The sequence below is a fragment of the Puerhibacterium sp. TATVAM-FAB25 genome (assembly GCF_046535855.1).
In the GTDB taxonomy this organism is placed as follows: Bacteria; Actinomycetota; Actinomycetes; order Actinomycetales; family Cellulomonadaceae; genus Puerhibacterium; species Puerhibacterium variabilis_A.
On sequence record NZ_JAXUAK010000001.1, the window covers coordinates 489656 to 499238 of the forward strand.

Sequence of the window (9583 nt, forward strand, 5' to 3'; positions counted from 1 at the left end):
CCCCCCTCCTGCCGCGCCCTCGGACCGCCGTCCCGTCGGGCGCCCGGCTCGCTCAGCGGGCGGGTGCCGCCGCGGGCAGCGCGGCGCGCCGCTCAAGCCGCTCCACGAGGCCGACGACGGCCGCCGCGGCCGGCACCAGCACGAGGTTGCCCAGCAGCATGGGGCGCAGGAACGGCAGCCCGGCCACGTAGCTCGCCAGGAGCCCGTCGAGCCCGGCCGGGTAGAACGTGCCGCGGCCCAGCCACCACACGCCGAGGTTCGTCCAGAGGTAGAAGAGCAGGGTCCCACCGAGGCCGAAGCCGACGGCGGCGGCGTAGCGCCGCCAGCCGGCGCCGGCGCGCGGCGTCACCAGCGACGCCACGCCGATCACCGCCCAGGCGCTCCACGTGAACGCCAGCACGGCGGAGTTGCCCAGCAGCAGGTCGCTGGCCGCCACGACGGCCAGCGGCACGAGCGCTGCGACGCGGTGGCGCAGCAGCCCGGCCGCCAGGAACGCCGCCGCGGTGGACAGCTCGAGGTTGGGCGGCGCGCCCAGGTCGTCCTTGACCAGGCGCCACACGACCGCGAGCGCCGCGGCGAGCACGACGAGCGCGGGGCGCCACCAGCGGTGCAGCAGGTCGCGGGCGTCGAGCCGCCCGCCCTGCCGCCGCCGTGGCATCAGTAGGTCTCCAGCTTCCAGGTGATGGTCTGCCCGTCGCTGGTCTCCAGGGAGCCGGCGCCGACCTGCGCCTGCTCGCCGTCGACGTACAGCGCCCAGAACTCGTCCTTGTTCTCGTCCGCCCTGCGGCCCTGGATGCCGACGACCATCGCCTGCTCGCCCTCGCCCTCCACCTCGGCGTCGGGGTCGTTCTCCAGCAGGAGGTCGAGCGCGGTCCTGCCGTCCGCGCCGGGGTAGCTGAGCTCGGTCGCCGCGCTCGCGTCCGGCGAGGCGGACTCCGAGGCCGGCGCCGAGGCGGACTCCGACGGCGAGGCGGACTCCGACCGCATGGACGCGACGTCCGACGGCACGGTCTCCGCCTGGGACGGCGCGTCGTCGCCGACGGCGGAGCAGGCGGCGAGGCTCGCCGCGAGGACGCCCGCGGCGGACAGCGCCGCGAGACGGCGGACGAGGGGGCGGCGGGCGTTCGTGGAGCGGGTCACGGCTGCGAGTCTAGGGAGGGCGCCGCTCCCCCGCCCGTGGGACCGCGCGCCCGTCCGCGGACCGCCGGTCAGGCGTCGATCTGCGACCGGTCGAACGCGTGCGCGCCGGCCACGATGAAGTCCTTGCGCGGCGCGACGTCGGAGCCCATGAGCAGCTCGAAGACGCGCTCGGCGGCCTCGGCGTCGGACGCCCGGACGCGGCGCAGGGTCCGGTGGCGGGGGTCCATGGTGGTCTCCGCCAGCTGGTCGGCGTCCATCTCGCCGAGGCCCTTGTAGCGCTGGATGTCCTCCTTGTAGCGCTTGCCGGCCCGGTCGAGCTTCTTGAGCGTGGCCTGCAGCTCCGCCTCGGAGTACGTGTAGACGTACTCGTTGGGCTTGCCGCGGCCGCCGACCACCTCGACGCGGTGCAGCGGGGGCACCGCCGCGTAGACCCGGCCGGCCTCCACGAGAGGTCGCATGTAGCGGTAGAACAGCGTCAGCAGCAGCGTGCGGATGTGCGCGCCGTCGACGTCCGCGTCGGTCATCAGGATGACCTTGCCGTAGCGCGCGGCGTCCAGGTCGAACGACCGGCCCGAGCCGGCGCCGAGCACCTGGATGATCGCCGCGCACTCGGCGTTGCGGAGCATGTCGCCGATCGAGGCCTTCTGGACGTTGAGGATCTTGCCGCGGATCGGCAGCAGCGCCTGGAAGTCGCTCGAGCGCGCCAGCTTGGCGGTGCCCAGGGCCGAGTCGCCCTCCACGATGAACAGCTCGGAGCGCTCGACGTCGTCGCTGCGGCAGTCGGCGAGCTTGGCCGGCAGCGAGGAGGTCTCCAGGGCGTTCTTGCGCCGGGAGATCTCCTTCTGCTTGCGCGCGGTGACGCGGGCCCGCATCTCCGCCACGACCTTGTCGAGCAGCAGCGCGGCCTGCGCCTTGTCGTCGCGCTTGGTGGAGGTCAGCAGCGCGCCGAGCTCCTTCTCCACCACGCGCGCCACGATGCCGCGCACGGGGGCGGTGCCGAGCACCTCCTTGGTCTGGCCCTCGAACTGCGGCTCGGCCAGCCGGACCGTCACGACGGCGGTGAGCCCCGCCGTGACGTCGTCCTTCTCGATGCGCTCGCCGCCGTCCTTCGCGGAGATCTTCAGCCGACGGGCGTTGGCCTCCACCTGCTTGCGCACGACCTTGAGCAGGCCCTGCTCGAAGCCGGTCAGGTGGGAGCCGCCCTTGGGCGTGGCGATGATGTTGACGAAGGAGCGCACCTCGGTCTCGTACCCGACGCCCCAGCGCAGGGCGACGTCGACCTCGCAGTCGCGCTGCACCTCCTGCGGGCTCATGTGGCCGCGCTCGTCGAGCACCGGCACGGTCTCGGTGAACGAGCCCTGGCCGCGCAGCGTCCACGTCGCGGTGACCGGCGTGTCCGGGGCGAGGAACTCGACGAAGTCGACGGCGCCGCCGTCGTGCTTGAAGACCTCCTCGTGCGGGCCCGCCTCGCCGGGCGTGCCGGGCAGCCCGCGCTCGTCGCGGACGGTGACCTCGAGCCCCGGCACCAGGAACGTCGTCTGGCGCACGCGCGTGACTAGCTCGTCGTAGCTGAACACCGCGCTCTTCGGGAAGACCTGCCGGTCGGCCCAGTAGCGCACGCGCGTGCCGGTGACGCCGCGCTTCGTCTTCCCGACCACCGCGAGCTCGCTGTGGTCGGTGAACGGGGTGAAGGCGGCCTCGGGCGACGGGCCCGACGCCGGGTCGGCGAACGTGCCGGGCTCGCCGCGGTGGAACGTCATCCGGTGCGTCTTGCCGCCGCGGTCGACCTCGACGTCGAGGCGCGACGACAGCGCGTTGACCACGGAGGCGCCCACGCCGTGCAGGCCGCCCGAGGCGGTGTAGGAGCCGCCGCCGAACTTGCCGCCGGCGTGCAGCTTGGTGAAGACCACCTCGACGCCGGACAGCCCCGTCTTGGGCTCGACGTCGACCGGGATGCCGCGCCCGTCGTCGCTCACGGTGACCGAGGTGTCGGCGTGCAGGACGATGCCGATCTTCGTGGCGAACCCGCCGAGGGCCTCGTCGACCGCGTTGTCGATGATCTCCCACAGGCAGTGCATCAGACCGCGCGAGTCGGTGGACCCGATGTACATGCCGGGCCGCTTGCGGACCGCCTCGAGCCCCTCCAGGACGGAGAGGTGCCGTGCGGTGTAGCTCGATTCCGGGGAGGCGGTGGCGGTCACGCAACGAGGGTAGACGACGGTACCGACACGGCCGCACCGACGCGGCGGGACGGTCCGGCCGCACGACGCCGCGGCACGGTACGGCCGCCCTCGCCGCCCCGCCCGCGACTATGCCGGGAGCGAACCACCCCCGCCCCTGGGGAATTCTGTCGGTGCGTGATGGTTGGATTATCACGTGACCACTACGACGACCGCACCCCTCACCGCCGCCGACCGCTGCGACCGCTGCGGCGCCCAGGCGTACGTTCGCGTGGTCCTGCCCGCCGGAGAGCTGCTCTTCTGCGGTCACCACGCACGCGAGCACGCCCCCGCCTACTCCGACGTCGCCACCCACGTCCAGGACGAGACCGACCGCCTGCTGGCCGAGCACGGCGCGCGCTGAGCGCGCAGTCGCCGGCGCGGTGCGCCGGCGACCTCCACCCTCCCGAAGGCCCGCTCCCGCCACCGCGGAGCGGGCCTTCGTGCGTCCTGCGGGTGCCTGCCGTCGTCGGACTGCCTGCCGTCGTCGAGCTGCGGTCGCCGAGCGCCTGCCGGAGCGGCGCAGGACGGCCTCCCCGGCACGACGAAGGGCCCGGCCCCCGCGCGGGGGTCGGGCCCTTCGTCGTGCCGCGGCCGGTGGCCGCGGGCGGTCGACGTCAGTCGAGGTAGTCGCGCAGCACCTGGGAGCGCGACGGGTGACGCAGCTTCGACATCGTCTTGGACTCGATCTGGCGGATGCGCTCGCGCGTCACCCCGTAGACCTTGCCGATCTCGTCGAGCGTCTTGGGCTGGCCGTCCTGCAGGCCGAACCGCATCGAGACCACGCCGGCCTCGCGCTCCGACAGGGTGTCGAGCACCTGGTGGAGCTGCTCCTGCAGGAGCGTGAACGACACCGCGTCGGCCGGCACCACGGCCTCGGAGTCCTCGATGAGGTCACCGAACTCGCTGTCGCCGTCCTCGCCGAGCGGGGTGTGCAGCGAGATCGGCTCGCGGCCGTACTTCTGGACCTCGACGACCTTCTCCGGGGTCATGTCGAGCTCCTTGGCCAGCTCCTCCGGCGTGGGCTCGCGGCCCAGGTCCTGGAGCATCTGGCGCTGCACGCGAGCGAGCTTGTTGATGACCTCGACCATGTGCACCGGGATGCGGATGGTGCGGGCCTGGTCGGCCATGGCGCGCGTGATGGCCTGGCGGATCCACCACGTGGCGTAGGTCGAGAACTTGTAGCCCTTGGTGTAGTCGAACTTCTCGACCGCACGGATCAGACCGAGGTTGCCCTCCTGGATGAGGTCCAGGAAGAGCATGCCGCGGCCGGTGTAGCGCTTGGCCAGGGAGACGACCAGGCGCAGGTTGGCCTCGAGCAGGTGGTTCTTGGCCCGCTTGCCGTCGTGCGCGATCCACTGCAGGTCGCGCACCAGGCGGCGGGTGTCGGCGTCGGCCTTGGTGCGGTCGTAGCCGGGGAACTCCTTGGCCAGCTTCTCCTCGGCGAACAGGCCGGCCTCGATGCGCTTGGCGAGCTCGACCTCCTGCTCGGCGTTCAGCAGCGCGACCTTGCCGATCTGCTTGAGGTAGTCCTTGACCGGGTCGGCCGTGGCGCCGGCGGTGACGACCTGCTGCGCGGGCTGGTCGTCCTCGTCGGTGTCGGACACGACGAAGCCGGTGTCCTCGTCGTCCGACTTGGCGGGCTTGGCGGCGGCAGCGGCGGGGGCGGCCTCGACCGTCTCCTCCTCGTCGCCCGCGGCCTCCTCGGACGCCTCCTCGGCGCCGTCGTCGTCCGCGCTCGCGACGCCCGCGACGTCGCCCTCGTCGGTCACCTCGATCTCGACGTCGTCGATCTCCACCTCGTCGTCGTCGAGGTTCTCCTCGTCGTCGGACGCGGTGGCCTTCGACGCCTTGGCCCTGGTCGCCTTCGCGGCGGGCTTGGCGGCGGCCTTCTTGGCGGCGGGCTTCGCGGCCTTGCGGGCGGGCTTGGCGGTCTCCTCGGCGGCCTCGCCGTCCACCGCGTCGGCGGCGGCGGTGCGGGTGGTCGTCACCGGCGCGGCCTTCGGCTTGGTCGCGGCGGGGGCCTTGGCGGTGGCGCGGGTGCGCGTGGCGGACGAGGCGGCGGCGACCTTGGTCGCCGTCGGCAGGCCCACCTCCACACCGGCGACGGAGAGCCCCTTGAGCACGGCCTTGAGCCGCTTGGCGTCGCCGACGCCGGCGGTCTCGCAGGCCGTGCGGAACGCCTCGGCGTCCACGCGGCCCGTGGCGGTGCCCTGCGCGAGCAGCTCCTTCAGCGCAGGGTGCTCGAACTCACGGGGCAGCGTGATGTTCTGCGGTGCGGTGGACTGGGTGGTGGACGCCACAAACCGACCTTTCGGCAATCGAGGGGGCGGTGTCCCGCCGGGGTGAGGTGTGCGGGCCCGAGGGCCTTGCTTCATCGGACCGTCGTCGCTCCGGCGGACCTGGATATTGTACCGTCGCACGCCACGTCGGGGGTGCTCCGGCACTGGCTGGACCGGCACGTCGTGTGCCGGTTCGCTCCCGTACTGATGGGTCAACGCACCACGGCGCCGCAGGATTCCCACGAATCACCCGCTCGTGCGGGCGTGGCCGACGCCACGGGACGCGCACCGGGCACGGCGCCCGCCCGGCCCCGACGCGCGGCGCGAGCGGGCCGGGCCGGGCCGCACCGTCGCAGGCCCGGCGCCGGACGCGCCGCCGGGGTCAGGTCGTCATGGCTTCACCGCGAGCACGGGGCAGGGCGACTCCAGCAGGATCCGCTGGGCACCGGCGCCCAGGATGAGCTTCCCGACGGGGCTGCGCCGGCGCAGGCCGATGACGATGAGCTCGGCACCGACGCGGGCGGCCGTCTGCACGATCGACTCCGGCAGGTCGCCGTCGGAGACCACGACCTCGTGCTCCACGCCGGCCGCGGCCAGGCGCTCGGCGAGCGTCTCGCCGCCCTCGGCGCCGGCCGGCGCGCCGGCGGCCGCGGCGCTCGTCGCCGGGGGCTCGACGACCACGAGCCCGGTGCCGCGGGAGCGGGCCTCGCCGATCGCCGTCGCCAGGGCCTGCCGGCCCTCAGGGTTGCTCAGATGGCTGACCACGACCGTCATGGACCGCACGCTACCGGAGGTCGGCCTCCTCGCCCTGGTCAAAGGTCCGCCGCCGCCCGCCACCGGCGTGGTGCGGGCCTCCTCCACCCGCGCCGGAGGTGCGCCGCCGCAGCCAGCCGGGCGGCAGGCCCGCCCGCAGGGCTGCGTCGAGGAGCCGCGCGAGCCGGTGCCCCGGCTCGGCGGCGAGCGCCGCGTCCAGCCGGTACCCGGCCCGCCCGCCGTCGCCCGACCACCACGCGAGGAACGCGAGCAGCGTGAGGGCGGGCGCGGCCAGCCGCCGCGGGGCGTGCGCGGCCACGGCCTCGAGCACGGCGACCGCCGCCGCGGTCCGCTCCGGGTCGGGCGCGGCCGCCCGGCCGGCGTCCACCACCGAGGCGATCGCGGCGGCCGTGGCGTCCTCGAGCCCCGGCCCGGCGTCGCCGCGGGCGGTGCGCCGTGCGGCGTCCTCGTGCCCGGGCACGCACCACAGCAGCACGGCGTCGCGCACGGGCACGTCCGCGAGCGCCGCGGCCAGGCGTCCGAGCGCCGCGGGCCCGAGCGCGTCGGCGCCGGTGCGGGCCGCGCCGACCCAGGCGTCGTACGACGCGCCGCGCCACCCGACCCGGTCCTCGGCCGCGGCACGCTCCCAGCGGCGGGCGGCCTTGCCCGCGAGGCTCCGCGCGGCCTCGGGGGCCCGCCCGAGGCGGTACAGGTCGTCGCGGGACGCCGCGGGCGACCACCCGTCGACGACCAGCCGCGCGCGCACCGCGGTGGACTCCAGCTCCTGGGTCGGCGAGCCACCGGGCGGGCAGCACGCCGGGTCGGCGCAGTCCAGGCTGCGGTACTTCCGCTCCCCCACCACCCAGCGCTCGCAGCCCGGCACCAGCGCGCCGACCGCGGCGGCGAGGACGTCGACCGCGGCGACGACGTCGCTGCCGGGCCCGGTCTCGGCGGCGTAGCCCACGACGAAGGCGACCCGGGCGCCGTCCTCGTGGGCCCGGTGCGCGAGCAGGTCGGCGACGGCGTCCCGGCGCGGGGCGTCGGCGAGGTCGTCGAGGCCGGCCCGCGCGACCAGGCCCAGGGCGCCGTCGTCGCGCACGCACACCACGACGACGCACGCGGTGGGCCGGTAGCCGAGCGCGTAGGGGACGGCGGACAGCAGCTCGCGGGCGCCGCGCACCCGCATCGTGGCGGTGGTCATGCGTCGATCCCAGCCCGGGCGCGGGGCGGGCGGCGCCTTCCTCCGGGGTCCTGTGCGGGGAGGCGCCGTACGCCCGCCTGTGCGCAGCGTCGCGACCGCACGGCGGCGGCACGGCGGCGGCAGGGGGGACCGCGCGCTGCCGCTACCGTGTGCCCGTGCGTCACGCCCCGGACCTCGTCGAACGTCCCCCGCGACCGCGCCTGCGAGCGCTGGCCGCGAGCGCGGTGGCCGCCCTGGTGGCCGGCGGGCTGGCGTTCGCGTGCACGCCCGCACCCTCGGGACGCCTCGGCACCGCGACCGACGAGGACCTGCCCACGGCCGAGCCGGGCCCGCTCGCGCCGCTGCCGTCCTTCGACCCGGCCACGGCGGTCGCCGGCTACGCGCCGGGGTTCCCGCGGGACCTGCTGTCGGCACCCGACGACGCCACGGTCGTGGCGAGCTCCGCGGCGCCGGGCACCGCGCCGCTCACCGACGTCACGCTCAACCTTGCCTCCACCCGCCCGGCCGACGAGGTCCTGGGCCAGCTCGAGGACCAACTCGACGCGCAGGGCTTCGCGCGCGCCGACCCCGGCGTGCCGACGGGCCTGACCGCCCAGACCGCGTTCACCCGGCGCACCCAGGAGGCCGAGGGCGAGGGCGACCCGCTCGTCGAGACGCTGCTGGTGGGCGTGCTCGACGACGGCGACCGGCGCCTGGTGACGGTCAGCGGCTCGGTGGTGGTCCCGGAGGGCTGAGCGCGCGTCCCGGCCGGGAGCGCGCGGCCGCTTCCGCGTAGGCTGCGGACATGCCTGCACCGCTGGTCGACCTCGAGAACCTCCGCTCCGACGTCGACGCCGCGGTACGACGCCACCTCGACGGCCTCGCCGCGGAGATCTCCGGCCACGGCGACGCCGCCCGGGCGCTGACCGACCAGGCCGCCGTGCTGCTGTCGGGCGGCAAGCGCCTGCGCGCCGCGTTCGCGTACTGGTCCTTCCGCGCCCACGGCGGCCCCGCCGACGGGCCGCGGCGCGACGCGGCCGTGCGCGCCGGCGCGGCGCTGGAGCTCTTCCAGGCCGCCGCGCTGCTGCACGACGACGTCATGGACAACTCCGACACCCGCCGGGGCCACCCGACCGCGCACCGGGCGTTCGAGGCCCGCCACGCGGACGGCGCCTGGTCCGGCGACGCGGGACACTTCGGCGTCTCCGCCGCGATCCTCCTGGGCGACCTGTGCCTCGTGGCCTGCCAGCGCGAGCTGTCGCAGGCGCTCGAGCTGACCGGCCCCGAGGTGGCGCCCGCCGCGCGCGCCGAGTTCGACCGCATGCAGAGCGAGGTCATCGTGGGCCAGTACCTCGACGTGCTGGTCCAGGCCGAGCCGTGGGGCAAGGACCCGGCCGCCGACGAGGAGCGCGCGCGGGCCGTGCTGCGGGCCAAGTCGGCCAGCTACTCGGTGCAGAAGCCGCTCGTCGTCGGTGCGCTCCTGGCCGGCGCCACGCCCGAGCAGGTGCGGGCCGTCCGCGCCGCCGGGCTGCCGCTCGGGGAGGCCTTCCAGCTGCGCGACGACGTGCTCGGCGTGTTCGGCGACCCGGGCGTCACCGGCAAGCCGGCGGGCGACGACCTGCGCGAGGGCAAGCGCACCGTGCTCATGGCCCGCGCGATGGCGGGGGCCGACGACGCCCAGCGCCGCCTGCTGTCCGAGCGGCTGGGCGACCCCGACCTCGACGACGCCGCGGTCGCCGCCCTGCGCGCGGTGGTGGTCGACTCCGGCGCCCTCGCCGGTGTCGAGCGCCTCATCGACGAGCTCGCCGGCAGCGCGACGACGGCGCTGGAGTCGGCCGGGCTGCAGGAGCCGGGGCGCGGCGTGCTGCTCGGGCTCGCCCGCGCCGCGGTCGACCGCGCCGCCTGACACCCGGCCCGACCCTGGCGGACGGCCCTGGCGGACGGCCCTGGTGGACGGCCCTGGCGGACGGCCCTGGTGGACGGCCCTGGTGCCCGGCTCGGCTCCCGGT

At 75.7% G+C, this 9583-nt stretch carries 9 protein-coding genes; 3 read left to right on the forward strand and 6 right to left on the reverse strand.

The features are described from left to right. Positions 1-52: 52 nt before the first annotated feature. The 3 genes from U5M74_RS02280 to U5M74_RS02290 form a co-directional block, all read right to left on the reverse strand. The gene (locus tag U5M74_RS02280; protein WP_410905735.1) at positions 53-658 is read right to left on the reverse strand and encodes a DUF6580 family putative transport protein; all 606 of its coding nucleotides are present in this window, start codon (positions 656-658) and stop codon (positions 53-55) included. Further along, the gene (locus tag U5M74_RS02285) at positions 658-1140 is read right to left on the reverse strand and encodes a DUF4430 domain-containing protein (RefSeq protein WP_410905737.1); all 483 of its coding nucleotides are present in this window, start codon (positions 1138-1140) and stop codon (positions 658-660) included. Before U5M74_RS02285 ends, U5M74_RS02280 begins: the two co-directional genes overlap by 1 nt. 68 nt (positions 1141-1208) lie before the next feature. Then, on the reverse strand, positions 1209-3341 hold the full coding sequence (locus U5M74_RS02290; protein ID WP_410905738.1) for a type IIA DNA topoisomerase subunit B: 2133 nt from the start codon (positions 3339-3341) through the stop codon (positions 1209-1211). Between the two features lie 175 nt (positions 3342-3516). Between U5M74_RS02290 and U5M74_RS02295 the strand changes: the two genes are divergently transcribed. Continuing rightward, on the forward strand, positions 3517-3723 hold the full coding sequence (locus U5M74_RS02295) for a hypothetical protein (protein WP_069982410.1): 207 nt from the start codon (positions 3517-3519) through the stop codon (positions 3721-3723). A gap of 253 nt (positions 3724-3976) precedes the next feature. Here the strand turns inward: U5M74_RS02295 and U5M74_RS02300 are convergent, their stop codons facing one another. The 3 genes from U5M74_RS02300 to U5M74_RS02310 form a co-directional block, all read right to left on the reverse strand. Beyond that, positions 3977-5662 (reverse strand): RNA polymerase sigma factor, encoded by a 1686-nt coding sequence (locus U5M74_RS02300; protein ID WP_410905740.1) that lies wholly within the window; start codon positions 5660-5662, stop codon positions 3977-3979. A gap of 369 nt (positions 5663-6031) precedes the next feature. After that, positions 6032-6415, reverse strand: coding sequence for a universal stress protein (locus U5M74_RS02305; RefSeq protein ID WP_410905742.1), 384 nt, complete (start codon positions 6413-6415; stop codon positions 6032-6034). Between the two features lie 10 nt (positions 6416-6425). Then, a complete protein-coding gene (locus U5M74_RS02310) occupies positions 6426-7595 on the reverse strand; it encodes a DUF4192 family protein (protein ID WP_410905744.1) in 1170 nt (389 codons plus the stop codon). 155 nt (positions 7596-7750) lie between these two features. Between U5M74_RS02310 and U5M74_RS02315 the strand changes: the two genes are divergently transcribed. Together U5M74_RS02315 and U5M74_RS02320 are read left to right on the forward strand one after the other, a co-directional pair. Beyond that, positions 7751-8329, forward strand: coding sequence for a hypothetical protein (locus U5M74_RS02315; RefSeq protein ID WP_410905746.1), 579 nt, complete (start codon positions 7751-7753; stop codon positions 8327-8329). A 50-nt stretch (positions 8330-8379) separates the two neighbouring features. Then, the gene (locus tag U5M74_RS02320) at positions 8380-9480 is read left to right on the forward strand and encodes a polyprenyl synthetase family protein (RefSeq protein WP_410905748.1); all 1101 of its coding nucleotides are present in this window, start codon (positions 8380-8382) and stop codon (positions 9478-9480) included. Positions 9481-9583: the final 103 nt, after the last annotated feature.

What these genes read in the sequence shown, in the direction of transcription:
- U5M74_RS02280 (WP_410905735.1), bottom strand. Translation starts at nt 658, where the DNA reads ATGCCACGGCGGCGGCAGGGCGGGCGGCTCGACGCCCGCGACCTGCTG.
- U5M74_RS02305 (WP_410905742.1), bottom strand. Translation starts at nt 6,415, where the DNA reads ATGACGGTCGTGGTCAGCCATCTGAGCAACCCTGAGGGCCGGCAGGCC.
- U5M74_RS02310 (WP_410905744.1), bottom strand. Translation starts at nt 7,595, where the DNA reads ATGACCACCGCCACGATGCGGGTGCGCGGCGCCCGCGAGCTGCTGTCC.
- U5M74_RS02320 (WP_410905748.1), top strand. Translation starts at nt 8,380, where the DNA reads ATGCCTGCACCGCTGGTCGACCTCGAGAACCTCCGCTCCGACGTCGAC.